Origin of the sequence: Dethiosulfatibacter aminovorans DSM 17477, assembly GCF_900142005.1 — a bacterium.
GTDB classification, from domain to species: domain Bacteria; phylum Bacillota; class Clostridia; order Tissierellales; family Dethiosulfatibacteraceae; genus Dethiosulfatibacter; species Dethiosulfatibacter aminovorans.
Genome location: NZ_FQZL01000008.1, coordinates 35,202 through 52,695, shown reverse-complemented (window position 1 = coordinate 52,695; position 17,494 = coordinate 35,202). Strand labels below are relative to the sequence as shown.

Genomic DNA, 17,494 nt, shown 5'->3' with positions numbered 1-17,494 from the left:
CTCCTTATTCTTTGATACAAACCTCGATACAGACGATTGACGCTTCTATGGAATCGTCCATGTCTCCGAATTCCGAAATATTCAGCCCGCTGATTGTCAAACCGCCCTTCACCACAGTGAATTCCTTTTCTCCTACCGGTAATAACTGTTCAAGCTCTTTAGTGTCTACATCCTCGGGACGGGTGACCGCCACGGTGATCTTAAGAACCACCTTTTCATTCATTTCTTTAAATGAATAGCCTAAAATCTCCTCAAGTCCACATAGACAGCTTTTGGACACAGCATCCTTCACAGCCTTTTGTGCAGCCTTGGTAACGGACTGTCCGTGAATGTCTATTCCCATTCCGAATTCAATAATAAATCTTTTGATAGGATCACCTCTTTAAAACAATTCATCGCCACTCCTGTTGTCGAGTCCGGGATGAATATCAAATCTTACAACACCAACAGTTCCCCGGTCTCCAACAGCTTCAGTTACTATAGCAGTACCGACATGTCCGAATCCTCCGCAGAGTTCAAATGCTGTTACACCCTCCTCCAATAATTTTTCTACTGCCTTTGCTGCCTCATTATAAGACTCTACTCCAACAGTGATCAAATGTAATGTTTCAGTTTCAATTTCCGATCTATGAACAGCCGGATCAGCTTTTGGAGCAACAAAAATGAATGCCGCCTTTAACATGATCTCCCTCCTTTCAATATTTTTATGTTTCCATATAACCATTGAATATGCAATTGTCGTGCCACGTGCATAGATCCATAAAATCGGCAATATAGCTGATTTACAACTTGTATAATGGCAATAAAAAATTCCCAATCCGGGAATTCCCATTATAGGATTCCCGGATTGGGAATTTTGTTTATATATTCATTTTCACTTAAAGCTTTTCACATTGATATTGTATGTCTTGACTTTTCTATATACTGTAGATTTGCCTATTTTCAGTCTTTCTGCAGCATCCAAAACATTACCTTTCGTAGCCTTCAACGCTTCAATAATACACATTTTCTCTACATGCTTCATGTTTTCATTATGAAATGCTTCCTTGACATTTGCCGAATCCTTGAAAGAATAGAATCTCTCAATCTTTTCTCCGTCGCTTAAATAATACTCGCGCTGAATAAAATGCTTCAGCTCCCTGACATTTCCTCTCCACTTGCCGTTTGCCAGCAAATCCTTGAATTCTTCAGAAAAATACTTGCTGACTCCTGAATTCTCACCGTTGAGTTCCTTGAGAAAATGGTCTGCAAACAGCAATATGTCACCCTTTCTATCCCTCAATGGTATCAGGGTTATGTTGATTACGTTTAGGCGGAAAAACAGATCCTCCCTGAAGCTTCTCATTTCAACTTCTTCCCTGAGATTTCTGTTGGTGGCAGCTATTATCCTTACATCAAGATTTCGTTCATATCTGCCTCCTATCCTGGAGACTTTCTGGTTTTCCAGTATCCTAAGAAGTTTGGACTGTATTTCCACAGGAAGCTCTCCTATTTCATCCAGAAAAATGGTTCCCTTGTCTGCAAGTTCGAACTTGCCCGGTTTCCCTTCCGAAGATGCTCCTGTAAATGCTCCCTTCTCATATCCGAAAAGCTCGCTTTCCACAAGTTCCTTTGGCAGGGCGGCGCAGTTAACCACTATGAAAGGTCCATTGCTCCTGGAACTGGCAGAATGGATTGAATGTGCAAATATCTCCTTGCCTGTACCGCTTTCTCCCTGAATTAAAACCGTACGGTTTGTCCTGGATATTTTTTTTGCAAATTCAATCAGCTTCTTTACTTTAGGATCATCAGTGATTATATCATCGAAAGTATAATTTGGTCTGAAACCCATGATGCTGGATATGACCTTTCTTACCTGTTCCGCCTCCTTCACCAGTATTACGGCACCGGTAATTCGCCCGGAAACCTTGATTGGCGACACATTGATAAGACAGTCAATCTTGCGTTTTCCAAGATTTATGGAATAGTCTCCAATACGAATATTGCTTCCTTCAAAAAACACCGTGTTTTCCAGGTCAAGGTCCTTGAATATCTTTCTAAAATCAAGGTCTTGAAACTCCTCCCTGTCCATTTCAAACATATTTACAATCCGGTCGTTCATATGGGTAGGCTCATAATCCCTGCTCAATACAAAGAGTCCTTCCAATACGGCATTGAAGGCAATATCCATAAGCTCGCATGAACCCATCAGGTCAAGCTGCTTCTCTATGATCCTGGCTGCTGTAGTCACTACTCCAAAGGTGTGGATATGGTCATCCTCGACACTTCCTGAAATATCAAGACATCCTATGACCTCCCCACTGCCGTCTCGTATGAGGGCGGCACTGCAGGTCCAGGCATGGTGGGAAATGCAAAAATGTTCGGCCCCCTTCATATAGGTATCCTTCTTCCTGGCAAGGGCCGTACCTATGGCATTGGCTCCTACACTCTTCTCGTCCCATCTTGTCCCAGTGACGAAATTCATCGAATTGTGCTTTAGATGTATGTTTTCATTTTCAACAAGGTGTATTATCACTCCATTTTCATCCGTAAGGACCAGACTGAAGCTCGTCTGCTTTATTATCTCAAATATGTTTTCCATGACGGGTCTTGCAATGTCTATCAGATTTTTCTTTTTCTCAAGAAGTTTCTTCAACTCTCCATCTGAAATTCTGTGACCGTAGCCGTCATTGTAGTCTACATTCATGAAAATGCACCTGTCCCACGCCTCGCTTACAAACCCCCTTGTCTCATCAACAGGATTGTTAAAGAGGATGTGTGATTTCCAGTTTTTCTTCAGTTTCTCCAATTCCTGCTTCATATTATGCATCCCTCCAATATTTGGTTATGCATTTATGAATATTTAATAGTTGCCTTCCTTCAGTTCGAAATATGCTTCCGACTTAAGGCATACGGGGCACTTCTTAAGGGATGAAGTCCCTTCATGTACGTAACCGCAGGCTCTGCACTTCCATCTGGACTTTCCTTCCTTTTTAAATACCTGGTCCTTCTCTACATTCTCGAGAAGCTTAAGGTATCTTTTTTCATGCTCAACTTCAACCTTTGATATGAGCCTGAATGCCGTTGCCACATCCTTGAAACCTTCATCTTCTGCCACCTTGGCAAATTCAGGGTAGAGTTCCGACCATTCCTCATTTTCACCGGCAGCTGCAGCCTTGAGGTTCTCTGCAGTCGTTCCTACAAGACCTGCAGGATATGCAGCAGTGATTTCCAATCCTTCACCTCTATCAAGGAAATTGAAAAACCTTTGTGCATGCTCCTTTTCATTTTCTGCGGTTTCCAAAAACAAAGCCGCTATCTGTTCAAACCCTTCTTCCTTTGCTTTTTCAGCGAAGAAAGTGTATCTCATTCTTGCCTGTGATTCACCTGCAAATGCCTTCAATAAGTTTTGTTCAGTTTTTGTTCCTTTGCATCCCATAAACTACCTCCAATGTTTTCTTACGAAAAGGTTATCAAATACCGATGGCAATGTCAATAAATAGAATTCCACGGGAATCACCATTGGAAATCACACCTAAAGTTGATATAATATAAGTGAATACAAATCAAAGGAGGAACACCATATGTCGGGAAAATTCGAAGTGTACAGGGACAAGGCAGGCGAATTCAGATTCAGACTCAAAGCATCAAACGGACAGGTTATTGCATCAGGTCAGGGATACAAGACAAAGGAGAGTTGCCTTCATGGAATAGAATCAGTTAGAAAAAATGCTGCTGATGCTAAAATTGTAGAATTGGAAGAAGTTAGATAGAACTCAAAAAAGTCCGCTCAAACGGACTTTTTTATAGTTTAAAAACTTTCTTTTGTGACTTAAAGAATGATCCAGCCACTTTTAATATTGATTTGTTTTCTTTTTAATGCCTGTCCTTGATGTATTTGTAAACTGAATATCCTATGTCTCCTGCCACTACAAGTGCAACTATTCCGTAGACAAATCTCATTATTGTCGACAAAACCTTGAATACTTCCTTGAGTTCCTGACCTGTAGCGTCGCTTACTGCGGCCACGCTGTCAGTATTGAATATTCCCGGTCCCGCTATCATATAAATCAAAATTCCAATTACAAACAATGAATTAGCCCACTTCACTGTTCTAGTAACAGTGTTCCATTTTCCAGTCCTGACAAGGATTGCACTGTTGATCAGTGAAATTCCCCAGAAAACATTCCAAAACGGCAGGTATGCTTCAAGAGCCTTCTTCGAAAGTGAAGGATATGACATCCATCCGCTGCCGTCGCTGTAGAATACTGCTACTCTCTCAGGATATGCATTGAACAGGATTATTGCCAGGACCACAAACATTATACTTACAATCTGTCCCGTTCTTCTTACCTTGTCGTTATCCTTCACAAGCTTTGGAAGCTTGTCAGGATTCCATTCCTTTGCCAATTCAGATTCTTCTCCCTTGTCGAAACGATCAATAAGGAAAAATACTATAGTTACAAAACCAAGTCCTGTTGCAAAAGCCGTTATATATCTTGGAATAAGTTCAAGTATCCTTATTCCAAGATGAACATCACTACTTTGGGTTACTATTGATATAATCACTCCTGCTGTTGTCAAAATGAACAATACTATCAGCACAATCTTTAGTACAAAAACATATGCATCATAAACCCTTGGACCAATAATATACTTGTCACTGGTTCCATATCTTGAAGCCACCTGTGACGGCGATCCATAGTTTTTCAGCATTTCCTTCACTTTTTCCTCATCAGCTTCTCCCGAATCCGATATTTCCTCAAGATTGTCGTAAAGTATGGACCTGAGTTCCTCTTCTATATCCTTTCTGTTCTTGCTCCAGATCTTCTGTCCTACGGCATATATGTACCTTTCTATTAAATCCATGACTACCTCCTATAAATCCAATAAACCGTTGGTTGTTTCAACCATCTTCATCCATTCGTCCGTAAGCCTTTTCAGTATGACTGCTCCTCTTTCATTGAGCCTGTAGTATCTTCTCTGTCGTGAATCCTCCAACTTCCAGGTGCTTTCCAGGACACCCTTCCCTTCCAGTCTTCTCAAAAGGGGATAGAGGGTGTTCTGCTCAATGGCAAGTCCCTTCTCCTTAAGCTTGACTGCAAGGGTATAACCATATTCGTAATCCTTAAGCTGACTCATTACACTCAGAACAAGCATGCCCCTCCTTAGTTCCTGGATCAGCGACTCCATTATTTTATCTTCGGTCATATTATCACTTCCTTACCTATATTATACTGTATATCGCACAATATTGTCAAGCGCAGTATATTGTCCGTGTACAACCATCCCCTTTCAAATGCTCCAGTCTCAATCAACTTTCCAAGGCATCGAGCATGTATACAACATCTTTTTCTAAAAGGTCAAAGTCAATAAATCTTGCCTGTCTTGAAACTTCCCTTCCATTCATAAGAAGCACGACCAACGGTGCAGAAAAAGCCAGAAACCGTCCTTTAACCTGTGGGAGGTCTTCAACCTTCACCAATGCCGTTTCCAGACTATCCATGTCCATTTCCCTGTCTATTCTGTCAACTACAGAGTCACAGACGCTTCAAGCACCTGATGATATTACAAGAAGAACTGCTTCGTTCTTCTCCAGAAATTCATCTAATTCACTCATAATTGCTATCTTTTTCATATATGTTCACCAATTTCCTGATTTACTCGGCTTCCCAGGATCTTTTTCAATTAGAAGGCTTCAGCGTCCTGGTTGTTTAATTATATCACAACAACATAACCATATTCACTATATCACTATGAAAAAAATATGTTTAGAAAGCTGTTGGAGACTTTTATATACACAACTATAAAGCAGTATGATAAAATAACATGAATAATTCATCATATTTTTGGTATAAGTATTATGAATTCTCATTTGAGAGAGGTGATATCTTGAACTCTTCAAACTCCATGAACATCAATTTGAAATTTGATACGATACTGGAAAAGGAATACTGTGATTTTAAATACAATGAAAACCTGAAACAGGTAAGAATAGTTCTGGGTCTCATGGTTGTATTGTTTGGCATTTTTTCATTTTATGATGCAAAACTTTTCAATGATCCAAACGGTTTGATAATTAGAGTCAAGCTGTTTATGGTGTTGCCCATATTCCTCGCAGCCTTTGCCATGTCTTTTACAAAATGGTTTAAGAGCTATAACCATTTTATTATATCAATCGCACTTATAATTGCAGGAAGCGGCTTTTCAATAATGCTCCTGGAATCAAGAGGAAACCTTGGATACTATGGCGCCATATTCCTAATTACATATTCGGCATATTTTGTACTCAATCTCAGGTACAAGTATTCAACAGCCATAGGCTGGACCATCCTGTTCTTTTACCTTTTCATATCCGTGTCCCACGGGGCCAGTATAGACCTTGAAACATTCATAGTATTCATCTTCATGATGGGTTCCAACATAATAGGCATGATGGGAGGATATTTCCTCGAATACTATTCCAGAAAGAATTACCTTCAAAGTATAAGAATCGAAAGCGACAATCATAATCTTGAAGAAAGAGTCTCACTGCAGGTAAAGGAGATAACAGACCAGCAGTCGGCAACCATATATGCACTGGCAAAACTGGCTGAATCAAGAGACAGGGAAACAGGAGTTCACATAGAACGAGTGGGAAAATACTGCCGGCTCTTGGCGGAAAAGATAGACTGGACAGTTTATTCCAAACTGGACATACAAAAGAACAAGTTTGTAGACACCATTGAAATGGCAAGTGCCCTCCACGACATAGGAAAGGTTGGAATCGAAGATAGAATTCTCTTGAAACCGGGACCCCTTACCAAAGAGGAATTTGCCAGAATCAAAATGCATACAATCATAGGCAGTGACACACTGGTCACTTTGAAAAAGAAATATCCCAACAATGTATTTGTCAACATGGGACTTGAAATAACCAGACACCATCATGAGAAATTCGACGGGTCCGGCTATCCGGATGGCCTTGCAGGTCACGACATACCATTGTCGGCAAGAATACTTGCCATAGCCGACGTTTACGATGCTCTAACTACAAAGAGACCGTACAAGGAAATATTCACCCATTCTGAAGCAATGGAAATAATGATAAAGGATACAGGATCCCATTTCGACCCTGACCTTATGAAGATATTCAAGGAAGTCGAATATGCCTTCAACATCATTTCAAAATCAAACAATATCATGGAGAGAAGAAAAAACACCATGGAAAGAAAGCTGCCAAATATCATGAACTAAAACTTGAAAAAATCAATTCATATAAACAAAAAGAAACGAATGCCATGGCACTCGTTTCTTTTTGTTTGCATATAAATTTATTCTACACTATTGATAGTGCTTGTTTTATCATAGCCTTTGACCTAGGCAAGCGGAAAAACAACCTTTGTTTGAAGTTTTCCTCCAGCTATTTCCAATGGATCATCAACATAAAACTCGTATGATACACCCATAGGCTTGTAGTTGTTCTCCTCCATCCATCTTTTGATGGTATCGTGGTTTGGCTTCATCTCTCCATAAGGCCCCACATGTACACAGGACACCTTCTTTCCTCCCGGAATCTCTCTGGAAACAATATCCTTCTTATTTCCCGCTATTCCCTTTCTCACTGTCAATCCAACTTCAATTTCCATATTGTCCATATCATCGTTGTGGAATGCAACAAATGGTGCACCTGCAGGTATTTCACCCATTCCATTCAAATAGCCCTTGATTCTGCTGTAGCATTCACTCAATACCTTTGGCATTTGTTCAACTGTAGTGTTCCTTCTGATTGTAAGGACATTGTGACCCACTTTTTCATCAATTATTTTGCATTGGTAATTCATACTGGTCTCCCCTCGAATAATATATTTTGTTCTTAATTATTTATTATAATAGCCCATTTCAATTTACTTTGCAAGTTTTTGCAAACGTTTTCTTTGTTGGAATTTCAACGATTGGTTAAATAATTAACATAGTTGTCATGGCAATAATGTTAATTATTTAACGCGATTCATTTATGTATTCAAAATACTTGATAGTTAAATTGTTGTCTATTTTTATTATGTTAAATACTTAACCTATTTTTGCTAAAAAATTTGAACTTTTTTAATAAAGTTTTACCCTTCATTGTTGTTTTGCTTGTTTTTATAGTAAAATTACCTTAGAGGGTTATTCTTAATACGCATATAAGGCCAGAAAGCGGCTACGTTGCGTTATCCATGTCACATTTCACGTGCCCAAGGCGGATATTCAGAAGGGATTATGCATTTTTAACCTTCTTAAGTTATAAATAAAAAGGATGTGAAATCATGTGCGGCAGATACCTATTGTCATATGACCTTGAGGACCTTATCAAGATTCTGGAGGAAAGATGGAATATCAGACAACCCAATATAGACTATTACGAGCCAAGCTACAATATCGCTCCGGGACAAAAAATCATTGCGCTTTACAAAGAAAACAATGAGGTCGCAGCCGGATCTTTCAGATGGGGGATTGAACCCTCCTGGTCAAAAAACAAGTCCAGGCTTCTCATCAATGCTCGAAGTGAAACAGTAGAAGAAAAATCCACTTTCAGAGATTCGTACAGCAACAGAAGATGCCTTATTCTTACAAACGGCTTTTATGAATGGAAAAGGAACGGTGGAAAGACACCTTACTATATAACACTGAATGAAGCAGGGTTATTCTCCTATGCAGGTCTGTGGGATTACTACAACGACAATGGAATTATGAAAAAGGCATGTTCAATACTGACTATGGAATCCAATGGCTCCATGAGTAAAATCCACAACAGGATGCCTGTGATTCTTAATGCCAGCCAGGAAAAAATCTGGCTTTCTGAAAACTACAAGGATCAAGATCTTCTAAACCCCATGGACTCCAGCCTTCTCCACATCCACGAAGTATCGTCATACGTAAACAAATGGAGCAACAATTCCAAAAAATGCATTGAACCTGTTGTCAACGAACAGATTAGTTTTTGAAAATATAAACCCCACTTCAAAGAAGCAGGGTATAAAATATTTGAATCAGGAATTCAGTTTATAAGGAAGGCAATCTCCACCTCTTGGCAACAAGCCAATACTTGCATTTGGATTTTCTTTTAGTACATAGTCTATAGCAGACTGTAAATCTGCTGCCCTATCGTAGCCCAACACCTTGATTTCTTCATCGGTCAATCCGTCGGTCACTATGATTATGTTGGCCTTTTCCCTGACTCTTGAGTTTGCCATTGCAATATCTGCTGCAACAAGGTCTGCCTCCCTGTCATGGAAAGATATTCCCTTTACACATTTCTTTGCATCGTCATATGTCATATTGGACCATTCCCTCAGTTTGGGATGATTGTGCTCCATGCCCTCGTAGCATGGAGCCAAAAACACTATGTATCCGTCCTTTTTGACACTGAAATATGCTGAAACCAATCCTTTTTCTCCCTGCCAGTAATCTATGTCGCATGGATTTGAGCTCACCACTACAACCTCAGCCTCTTCAGGAATTTCAACTCCAAAGACCTTCTTTGACAACTTAGAACCTTCCCTGTGAGCTTTGACAAAATCACCTGCAAATATGCCTACCACTTCTTCCTCTATATTCTTGACTACATTCACAATGAATTTCAAGCCGGCAATCCTGGCAACTTCTTCTATTCCTGCCCTGCATCCATTGCCTTCATTCCTTCCCAGTGGAATCTCCTCCATCAAGGCTCCTGCAATATGCGTTGCTGAAGTAGTGGCAGATCCGCATATCCCAGGCTGGACAATCTTTCCACCGCCTGAAAAGCCAGCATCGGAATGAGGTATGATATTCCCGAGCCCGATTATATAGTCTACTTCTCGTACTTTTCTGTTTATATGTACAGGTATTCTTAGAGATCCTGCTTCGACAGTCCCCAGGTCTATCATGGAATCCTGGTCATTGTAGTCATGCTGACTTATCTTGATTCTTCCATAGATTGATTTTCCAACCTTTTCAATAATTTCCTCTTCCGTCATTATTCTGTGGGTTCCGGGAGCTGTCAATATTTCCATATTATCTTCTTTTATGCCGTTTTCAACCAAATAGTCAACAAGTACGGGCAAAATCCTATCCACCGGAGTTGTCCGGGTATTGTCCTCTATTAGTATAAGTATCCTGTCGTCTTCCTGTATTTGATCTTTAAGCGGCAAGCATCCAATAGGATTGTTCAGACCCTCCAGGATGGCTTCTTCCAAATTTTCAATTCCCGGGAACTGGCCCATCTTGCCGTTGAACAATAATGATCCTTCCGGAATCGATGCTTCCTGTATTGTTTTTCCATAAGGAACATAGATTTTAGTGCTCATATTTTCAAATCCTTCATTTAAAGTATGGTAATCAAACCCTTATCTGCATCAACTCTTATTATATCACCATCGTTTACAATTTCATAAAAATCCTCATCAACATCATCCACCATCGGGATTTCCATGATTATTGCACTTGATACAAGAACCGTCTCCGGATATTTTATTATCATTGCCTTTGGTGCATTTCCTTTTTGATTAAGCTGATAAAGTCCATCAGCCTGAACAACTGAACTTCCCTTACCGCTTGGAAATATAAGACCCTTACTTGCTATCGATCTGCCTTCCAGGTCATGTGCCTTCTCCAATACATTTCCAGTAGGTGGATCAACCAAATAGAACATAATATCATCTTTTGATACTACAGCTTCACATTCAGCTACTCCTTCTGATATTTTATGACAGTTAAATGTTTTCTTTTCCATACTATTTTACCTCTCCAGTTAATGCTGCTTCAATACACGTATCCAAATCCCTTATCACAAAATTTATTCCTCTTTTTTGTGGATAATAGGCACATTTAGGCGATTCTGTTATACCAACCTTTCCACTGAGATGGTGCCAGCAAGGCTGATCCGGACATGTATCAGGTACTATTGCTCCACCTGCCTCTTCAATTATATCGGTAATACCCATTCTGTCTGCCATTTGCTTCACATGGCTTGAAGTCAGGATAAACAGGTCTTTCTTCAGTTTCTTGCCCTTGATTTTTTCAGCAATATATTTTGTCTCTTCCAAGGTAAAATGAGGACATCCAAACATTGCGAATTCTATCTTTCTGTTTCCTTCTTCGGAAATCTCTTCCAGAATATTCTGTAAATCTTCATTTGTTATAACAACCTTTCTCTTAGGCTCTTTACCTCCAAATGCCTGCTCAAGGGTTTCCGCTTCAGGTGTGAACCCAACAATATGATACATGTCATAGGCTCCAGAGGTATTAAGCTCAGCTCCCAGGTTTCTCAAGTCTTCTTTACTGATATGTTTTGGAAGTCCAGTAAAGACAGGAATTCCTTTCCCGATTTTCTTGCCCATCATACCAAGCAGGTGATAGTCATGGGAATTATTCATATCGGCTTGAACTTCAACCAGAATGGTTCCTTTCCTGTTCTCATCAAACAGCAAACCATACTCAGGAACATAACCCGTTATTGCTGCACACAATGCACTGTTGGCACCTTCTCTGTTGCTTCTTGCACCCCAGACTGCATTTGCATAGGGCGTTGCACTGGACTCAGAATAAGCAATAATTTCTCCGTAATTTGGAACATTGGTATCAATGTAGGGAGTACAGTTGTAGCTTAATATTGCTCCCAATCCCTTATATGCATTGTGAGTTCTTTGCATAAGACTTGCATCTTCATCATTCACCAGATTCTTTTCCTTGAAATAAGACAAGCAGAATCCTGGATTTACAGTCGGTGCAACCCTGCACACTGCCCCTTCACTCAGTAACTTTTCGGCAAACCATAAGTCTGCCTCTTGATTGCTCAATGCTACATGAGCCCTGGTAATAGGAACCATGCGTTTAGCCTTGAAGGACTCACCAATTGCAACTTGTATCTTCATTGCATACTGAGTACCCTTGCCGTATTTCCCATCAAGCATATCTTGTTGATCTTTTGTTAATTCCATCGTTTTCTCCTTTTATTGTCATTGCTTTAAACCACCTGCATACATCATGGTTAAAAAAATTCAAATCATATTGATTGTCTAAAATTTTGCTTTTCTGATTCTGTTAAAAAAGTATATGTGCTGCAATAGCTACCAATGGTATCGCTATTATTGTTCTGACAAAGAAAATTGCAACCAGATCAATAAGACTCAAGGGCATGTCGGATTCAAGCATTGCATTTGCACTCTCTGTGAAGAATATAATCTGTACAGAGCTGAGAACTATGATGAAGAACATGCTTATTGTAGCTACGCCCTTTCCTGTGATTATCAATACAGGCAGCAAGATTTCCGATATTCCTATCACTGCTGCAGGCGCTATGATATCTACATTTGGAAGTTGAACCAGGTTAAGCAAAGGGACGAAAGGCATTCCCATGTAATCGAATATTGGAGTATATTCCGCAAGCAATAATGCCAGCACTGCAACTGATATTACATATGAACAGATTTTCTGCGAGAACATTACCGAATCTATGAGATTTGACTTGAACATGCCCAAATCAGTGTTTTCAGCCTTGCTGATTCCTGCATCAGTAGCTTTTTTGAAAATTCCCCAGGAATATCTGCTTGATGATCTTTGTTCTTCAGTCTGTACCCTACCATCAAAGAATTCATTCTTCTTCTTTGAAAGAGGTGGTATCCTTATTGTGATTATGGCTATAAGGAAAGTAACTATGAGCGATGTAATGAGAACATGTGGAAACAGTTCATCAACCTCACCAACAGACACCATCAATGCAAAAAAGGCAATACTGCAGACGCTGAAATTTGTCGTAATTGAACAAGCCTCTTTTGCCGTATATTTTCCGTCTTTGTAAAGAGAATTTGTTATATAAACACCAACTGCAGGTACGGATACAAATGATGCAAGGGCGTCTATCGCCGAATACCCGGGTATCTTATATGCTCTTCTCATTATGGGCTCAAGCAGTGTACCAAGGAAGTCGATGAATCCGAATTCCGTCAGGAAGATTACAAATGCACCTGCTACTATAAGCCTGAATATAGTTGTAAATGCAACATGTACAGACAGACCACCTACATCTCCATCCAGTATTTGTGACGGTCCAAAATTATAAGTGACCATTAGTCCAAAAAGTGCTGCCAGAAAATAAAGTCCAACGGTAACGGGGTTGTCCTTCTCGTGATGCTTTTTGATCAATGCCGGTGCATTATCACCCATAACCTTGTATACCATGCTGGTTGCAAACAACAACACCGAATAATACGTAGCAATCTGGTATTCAAAAGGTTTGAGTATTCCAATAAGTAGACCGGACAAATAAACCATGGGAATGGTATTGTCTATGACCGGTACGAAAAAGAAGATTACGCCTATTGCACTCAATAATATTGCTTTAATGATTGTTGCTGAATTGTAAGAACTTCTACTGTTTTTTAATTCCATTTCAAACTCCTCTTTTGTAATTATATGGTATTTGTTTCTGCTCTTCAAGTTGCTGTTTATCCTTTAAATAAAATCACCTCCCTTAATCTATAAACCACCTGTATGCAGGTTGTGGTAAAAAAATATTAAATATTTTTTCTTTTTATTATGCTGTTCAGAGACCACTCTATGTGCCTAGCCAGCTCTTTCTTCAATTCATCTACATCGCCTGATTTTGCAAGCTCAATAAGCTTCAGATGCTGATTTATGCTCTCTTCCATGTTGCCCAGTTCCGAAAGGGATATGAATTGATAAGCTGCGATTCTAAGTTGAATTTCTTCCATGATGCTTTTTACATATTTATTGTCGCATTTGCTAATAAAGAGTCTGTGAATTTCAATGTCTATTTTGTTGAAGTTTTCAAAGTCGATTGCTTCACCTTTACAATATTCTTCCTGCAATTCCTTTAATTGCTCTTCAAGTCTTTCCAGTTCTTGAATGGTTATATTGTTGATTGATGTTTCAACAGCCAAAGTTTCAAGGTTCTTCCTCACTTCAAATATATCCAGTATATCCTTGAAAGACAGAGTCTTGACATATGCACCCACTCCGTTCCTGATTTCTATGAGATCCTCATTGGCAAGCATTTTAAGTGCTTCCCTTACAGGCGTCCTGCTCATGTTAAGCTTCTCTGCTATGCTGGTTTCACTTAGACAGTCCCCGGGCTTTATTACCTGATTGAGTATACTGTTCTTAATTGCTTCATATGCTATTTGCGCCCTGTTGACTCTTTTTCTTTTGTTTCCTACGTCAGTCAAATCCATAGTAAACATTCCCTTCTCAATTATTCTACTACAACAAATCCTAAGCTGTATACAGGTATTATACTGCTCGTAAATAACTTTGTCAACTGTTACTTTAAATTATATAATCTACATATCATACACAGAACAACCCGTCATTTCTTCGTCCCGATTTTGGTTACTCTCATTGACTTTCACCCTTAAGATTGTGCCCATGCTGGGCAAATAATATAAAAACTCCCAGCGTGTTTTCATCATCGGAAACACGCTGGGAGTTTAATGTTTTAATCTGACAAATTTTATGCCCTATGCTTGATTACCACGAAGTTTAGATTACTATTTCTTGAATTTTTCGTAAATTGCAATTGAAAGAGCAATATCCAAGACACATGAACCTACACTTTCATAAAGAGTTATCTCTTGATCATTTTCGCGTCCTGAAATCATGCCTGTCAAAACATCTCCAACTGTTCCATTGACTTTGTCTTTTGTTATTAAATCCTTCTCATAAGGAATAAGTACATCTCCTGCTGCATCCCATAAACCTTCCAAGTGTTCCGTAATTACCTTATCAGATTTAAGTACGGTCTCTTCATCAATTTCTTGCATAAAAGGAGTAAATGATCCAATTGCATTGATATGAGTACCGGGCTTAACGGAACTCCCCTTAAATACAGGAGTGAGTGAAGTAGTACAAGTGCATACAATATCAGATTGGGTAACACATTCTTCTGCAGTCATTGCCGCAATGATTTTATAAGGATTATTCTTGATCGCCTCAATTTGCTTAATAAAGCTATCTACTCTTTCAGGTATTATATCATAAACATATAATTCTGTTATATTTCTCACTTCTTGAATAGCTAGAACCTGAGAAAATGCCTGAAGTCCAGAACCAATAATTCCCAATTTATTTGCATCTTTTTTTGCCATTAAATCAGTAGCTATAGCCGCACTTCCTCCAGTTTTAATTGCAGTTAAAAAATTCGCATCAATTAAACCTTGAATTTCACCTGTTACTGCAGAGTATAAACTAACCTTCGAAATGACACTCGGCAAACCTTTTTTTACATTTTCTGGGAAAACTGAAGAAAATTTGGAACCAAAATATGGTTTATTTGTACAATTTGCAACTAACCATTGTCCAACATTTTCTTGCCCGCGCAAAGGCATGAAAATTCTATCACCAGCATAAATTTCACCCTTCATACAATCTTTATATGCATTCCTAAGTACTGGCAAAGCCATATCCATTGTAATTGAATCTTGAACTTGTTTTTCTGTAATCTGTAACATCACTCTTCCTCCTAATATTTTATTATGCATTATATTTTCAATTCTGATGTTGCGTTCTTCAGGCATTTCCATAGCTTTTGCTACAGCAAATATACGTATACAGTTTATGCTTCTTCCTCCTCTAAGCTCTCCACAATATCTATCCTATGCTTTCTGCTTCTATAAAGACCATTTAAAGACTTAATTAAGCCAGGCATCAATATAATATAATAGAATAGTAGAGGAATTCCGGCTATCACTATGAAGCTTTGCAAAGTACTCATGGCACTGTTTCCGCCTATCCACACCAATAGAATCGCTACAGTTCCAAGTAACACACTGTAAAGTATTCTAACCCAGAGATATGGAACATCCATGCCGCTAACCTGAACGGACATACTATAAGCTACACCGGCACCGGTAGTAACTAGGTAAAGAACCACAAGAATGAGAGCCAATGGCAACCATATAGCTGACAGCGGCAACTGTTGTAGTACTGTAATCAGTACCGAAGGCATTCCAAATTGACTGTATGCATTTGAGATGATGCCTGGAGTATTTAATTCAAGTCCGATAGTAGTACTCCCAAAAATGGAGAACCAGAAATTTGAAATAATCGGACAAATGAGCGCTATGCTAATAAGCACTTCTCTTAAGGTTCGCCCTTTAGAGAGATTTATGGTAAGCACAGCCATAGAAGGTCCAAAGCCAAGGAACCATAGCTCATAAAAAATAGTCCATCCACCCGACCATGCGACATCACTTCGAGACAAAGCCATATGGAAGAATTCCTTGGTGAAAACACCATAACTGTCTACGAAAGAATCTATTACAAACAAGCCATCTCCAAACACTAACATAGCCACAACCATTACACCACTAAGATAAATCGTTGATCTTGCTAGAAAGTCCATACCTTTCATTAGTCCGGTAGAAACAGAAACAATAAAGATTAAAGTAGCCACAGCGATAATGGTCATTTGTATAGGAACAGTGTTTGCTACGCCCCAAAGATTATTGAGCGCAAATGCCAACTGTAATCCGAGAAAGCCGATCGGTCCTATGGTACCTGCCGCAACTCCAATAAGTGATATACCATCCAGTAGCTTTCCAGCCAATCCATTGACACTGTCTTGCCCCAAAACAGGATATAGCATTGAGCTTGGACGCATTGGCAAATTCTTAATTTCCTTGACATAAACCATCAAAGGAATACAGAATGCAGTTGCACCCCATACCAAGAAGCCCCAATGCACATAGCTCTGTGCCAATGCATAACTTACAGCTTCTTTTGTACCAGACTGAATTCCCAAGAAATGCTTAGGAATCGATAAATAATGTGATAAAGGTTCCGCTGCCGCAAAGAATACACCACCAGCAGCCAGCATTGTCGTAATAATGATTGCATAAAAACTAATGCTTTTAACTTCTCTCTTGGCATCCTTACCCCCTATTCGTATATTACCCCATTTCGAGAATGCAATGACAATGGCCATGATCCAAAATACAACCATCATTGTTTGAACCAATCCGCCGAAATATTTGCCGACGAAATTGAATCCGATGCCTACAGCACTATAGGTTAGATCCTTGTTTATCAAACAGGCGGTGATAAACGCTAAAAGAAATCCACTGGAAATCCAGAAGATAGTCCAGTTCAATTGTGTTTTCCATTCACTTTTTTTAACTTGTTTACTCATATAACCTACTCCTAACATAATATATTTTTATAATTAACTGAAACTTCGCACTTAAATAAGTACATATGAACTTTAAAAATCCAATAATATTTGACAAAACAAAAGCATGAACCCTTGGCTTTGATATAATTCTATCACCATAAATAACCATTGCCACCGGAATCTCATGCTATACTTTTGATGGTATTTAATCATTATCAAATATTGAATTTTCAATGTACCTATGCCTATTTAATTTGTAAAGTTTAAGTAATTATCATGACCAAACACTCATTTCAGGTTTAGTATTTTTACCGACTCTTTTACTGTCAATAAAAATAACCGGGATAAATATTGGCTTAACCCTTATTTCCATGTATTGAAACAAGT

Annotated in this window: 18 protein-coding genes; 3 read left to right on the top strand and 15 right to left on the bottom strand. The window is 39.1% G+C overall.

Annotated elements, in window-relative coordinates; genetic code table 11:
• Positions 1-4: 4 nt before the first annotated feature.
• The 4 genes from BUB05_RS06535 to rbr form a co-directional block, all read right to left on the bottom strand.
• On the bottom strand, positions 5-343 hold the full coding sequence (locus BUB05_RS06535) for a Lin0512 family protein (protein ID WP_245819770.1): 339 nt from the start codon (positions 341-343) through the stop codon (positions 5-7).
• Between the two features lie 39 nt (positions 344-382).
• Positions 383-682: a DUF6506 family protein gene (locus tag BUB05_RS06530; RefSeq protein ID WP_175548524.1), complete on the bottom strand. Its 300-nt coding sequence runs from the start codon at positions 680-682 to the stop codon at positions 383-385.
• 192 nt (positions 683-874) lie between these two features.
• On the bottom strand, positions 875-2,800 hold the full coding sequence (locus tag BUB05_RS06525) for a sigma-54-dependent Fis family transcriptional regulator (protein WP_073048790.1): 1,926 nt from the start codon (positions 2,798-2,800) through the stop codon (positions 875-877).
• A 42-nt stretch (positions 2,801-2,842) separates the two neighbouring features.
• Positions 2,843-3,418, bottom strand: coding sequence for a rubrerythrin (rbr, locus tag BUB05_RS06520; RefSeq protein ID WP_073048789.1), 576 nt, complete (start codon positions 3,416-3,418; stop codon positions 2,843-2,845).
• Between the two features lie 145 nt (positions 3,419-3,563).
• Between rbr and BUB05_RS06515 the strand changes: the two genes are divergently transcribed.
• On the top strand, positions 3,564-3,752 hold the full coding sequence (locus BUB05_RS06515; RefSeq protein ID WP_073048788.1) for a YegP family protein: 189 nt from the start codon (positions 3,564-3,566) through the stop codon (positions 3,750-3,752).
• A gap of 103 nt (positions 3,753-3,855) precedes the next feature.
• Here BUB05_RS06515 and BUB05_RS06510 read toward each other — a convergent pair whose 3' ends face one another.
• The 3 genes from BUB05_RS06510 to BUB05_RS06500 all read right to left on the bottom strand — a co-directional run bounded on the left by BUB05_RS06510 (position 3,856) and on the right by BUB05_RS06500 (position 5,485).
• Positions 3,856-4,848, bottom strand: a complete 993-nt coding sequence (locus BUB05_RS06510) for a hypothetical protein (protein WP_073048787.1) — start codon at positions 4,846-4,848, stop codon at positions 3,856-3,858.
• Between the two features lie 9 nt (positions 4,849-4,857).
• Entirely contained in the window at positions 4,858-5,190 is a 333-nt protein-coding gene (locus BUB05_RS06505) for a PadR family transcriptional regulator (protein ID WP_073048786.1), read from the bottom strand.
• A gap of 103 nt (positions 5,191-5,293) precedes the next feature.
• Positions 5,294-5,485 carry a hypothetical protein gene (locus BUB05_RS06500; RefSeq protein WP_073048785.1) on the bottom strand — a complete coding sequence of 64 codons (192 nt, stop codon included), beginning with the start codon at positions 5,483-5,485 and terminating at the stop codon, positions 5,294-5,296.
• A 386-nt stretch (positions 5,486-5,871) separates the two neighbouring features.
• Here BUB05_RS06500 and BUB05_RS06495 point away from each other — a divergent pair, with 386 nt between their 5' ends.
• Positions 5,872-7,215 carry an HD-GYP domain-containing protein gene (locus BUB05_RS06495; protein WP_175548523.1) on the top strand — a complete coding sequence of 448 codons (1,344 nt, stop codon included), beginning with the start codon at positions 5,872-5,874 and terminating at the stop codon, positions 7,213-7,215.
• A 122-nt stretch (positions 7,216-7,337) separates the two neighbouring features.
• On the opposite strand, the gene BUB05_RS06490 is transcribed toward BUB05_RS06495, so the two are convergent.
• Positions 7,338-7,802, bottom strand: coding sequence for a GyrI-like domain-containing protein (locus BUB05_RS06490; RefSeq protein WP_073048783.1), 465 nt, complete (start codon positions 7,800-7,802; stop codon positions 7,338-7,340).
• Between the two features lie 465 nt (positions 7,803-8,267).
• Between BUB05_RS06490 and BUB05_RS06485 the strand changes: the two genes are divergently transcribed.
• Positions 8,268-8,945 carry an SOS response-associated peptidase gene (locus tag BUB05_RS06485; protein ID WP_073048782.1) on the top strand — a complete coding sequence of 226 codons (678 nt, stop codon included), beginning with the start codon at positions 8,268-8,270 and terminating at the stop codon, positions 8,943-8,945.
• Between the two features lie 45 nt (positions 8,946-8,990).
• Here BUB05_RS06485 and BUB05_RS06480 read toward each other — a convergent pair whose 3' ends face one another.
• From BUB05_RS06480 to BUB05_RS06450, 7 genes are all read right to left on the bottom strand, one after another.
• Positions 8,991-10,286, bottom strand: coding sequence for a nickel-dependent lactate racemase family protein (locus BUB05_RS06480; protein ID WP_073048781.1), 1,296 nt, complete (start codon positions 10,284-10,286; stop codon positions 8,991-8,993).
• Between the two features lie 17 nt (positions 10,287-10,303).
• Positions 10,304-10,711, bottom strand: coding sequence for an aconitase X swivel domain-containing protein (locus tag BUB05_RS06475; protein WP_073048780.1), 408 nt, complete (start codon positions 10,709-10,711; stop codon positions 10,304-10,306).
• A 1-nt stretch (position 10,712) separates the two neighbouring features.
• A complete protein-coding gene (locus tag BUB05_RS06470) occupies positions 10,713-11,918 on the bottom strand; it encodes an aconitase X catalytic domain-containing protein (protein ID WP_073048779.1) in 1,206 nt (401 codons plus the stop codon).
• 103 nt (positions 11,919-12,021) lie between these two features.
• Positions 12,022-13,368 (bottom strand): YjiH family protein, encoded by a 1,347-nt coding sequence (locus BUB05_RS06465; protein WP_073048924.1) that lies wholly within the window; start codon positions 13,366-13,368, stop codon positions 12,022-12,024.
• A gap of 125 nt (positions 13,369-13,493) precedes the next feature.
• The gene (locus BUB05_RS06460) at positions 13,494-14,171 is read right to left on the bottom strand and encodes a GntR family transcriptional regulator (protein ID WP_073048923.1); all 678 of its coding nucleotides are present in this window, start codon (positions 14,169-14,171) and stop codon (positions 13,494-13,496) included.
• Between the two features lie 315 nt (positions 14,172-14,486).
• Positions 14,487-15,446, bottom strand: a complete 960-nt coding sequence (locus BUB05_RS06455; protein ID WP_073048778.1) for an ornithine cyclodeaminase family protein — start codon at positions 15,444-15,446, stop codon at positions 14,487-14,489.
• 104 nt (positions 15,447-15,550) lie between these two features.
• On the bottom strand, positions 15,551-17,125 hold the full coding sequence (locus tag BUB05_RS06450) for a BCCT family transporter (protein WP_073048777.1): 1,575 nt from the start codon (positions 17,123-17,125) through the stop codon (positions 15,551-15,553).
• Between the last annotated feature and the right edge of the window lie 369 nt (positions 17,126-17,494).

Excerpts from the sequence above, each read along its gene's own strand:
- BUB05_RS06480 (WP_073048781.1), bottom strand. The coding sequence starts at position 10,286 with ATGAGCACTAAAATCTATGTTCCTTATGGAAAAACAATACAGGAAGCA.
- BUB05_RS06455 (WP_073048778.1), bottom strand. The coding sequence starts at position 15,446 with ATGTTACAGATTACAGAAAAACAAGTTCAAGATTCAATTACAATGGAT.
- BUB05_RS06475 (WP_073048780.1), bottom strand. The coding sequence starts at position 10,711 with ATGGAAAAGAAAACATTTAACTGTCATAAAATATCAGAAGGAGTAGCT.
- BUB05_RS06505 (WP_073048786.1), bottom strand. The coding sequence starts at position 5,190 with ATGACCGAAGATAAAATAATGGAGTCGCTGATCCAGGAACTAAGGAGG.
- BUB05_RS06535 (WP_245819770.1), bottom strand. The coding sequence starts at position 343 with ATGGGAATAGACATTCACGGACAGTCCGTTACCAAGGCTGCACAAAAG.
- BUB05_RS06510 (WP_073048787.1), bottom strand. The coding sequence starts at position 4,848 with ATGGATTTAATAGAAAGGTACATATATGCCGTAGGACAGAAGATCTGG.
- BUB05_RS06490 (WP_073048783.1), bottom strand. The coding sequence starts at position 7,802 with ATGAATTACCAATGCAAAATAATTGATGAAAAAGTGGGTCACAATGTC.
- BUB05_RS06460 (WP_073048923.1), bottom strand. The coding sequence starts at position 14,171 with ATGGATTTGACTGACGTAGGAAACAAAAGAAAAAGAGTCAACAGGGCG.
- BUB05_RS06530 (WP_175548524.1), bottom strand. The coding sequence starts at position 682 with ATGTTAAAGGCGGCATTCATTTTTGTTGCTCCAAAAGCTGATCCGGCT.
- BUB05_RS06515 (WP_073048788.1), top strand. The coding sequence starts at position 3,564 with ATGTCGGGAAAATTCGAAGTGTACAGGGACAAGGCAGGCGAATTCAGA.
- BUB05_RS06450 (WP_073048777.1), bottom strand. The coding sequence starts at position 17,125 with ATGAGTAAACAAGTTAAAAAAAGTGAATGGAAAACACAATTGAACTGG.
- BUB05_RS06470 (WP_073048779.1), bottom strand. The coding sequence starts at position 11,918 with ATGGAATTAACAAAAGATCAACAAGATATGCTTGATGGGAAATACGGC.
- rbr (WP_073048789.1), bottom strand. The coding sequence starts at position 3,418 with ATGGGATGCAAAGGAACAAAAACTGAACAAAACTTATTGAAGGCATTT.
- BUB05_RS06465 (WP_073048924.1), bottom strand. The coding sequence starts at position 13,368 with ATGGAATTAAAAAACAGTAGAAGTTCTTACAATTCAGCAACAATCATT.
- BUB05_RS06485 (WP_073048782.1), top strand. The coding sequence starts at position 8,268 with ATGTGCGGCAGATACCTATTGTCATATGACCTTGAGGACCTTATCAAG.
- BUB05_RS06500 (WP_073048785.1), bottom strand. The coding sequence starts at position 5,485 with ATGGATAGTCTGGAAACGGCATTGGTGAAGGTTGAAGACCTCCCACAG.
- BUB05_RS06525 (WP_073048790.1), bottom strand. The coding sequence starts at position 2,800 with ATGAAGCAGGAATTGGAGAAACTGAAGAAAAACTGGAAATCACACATC.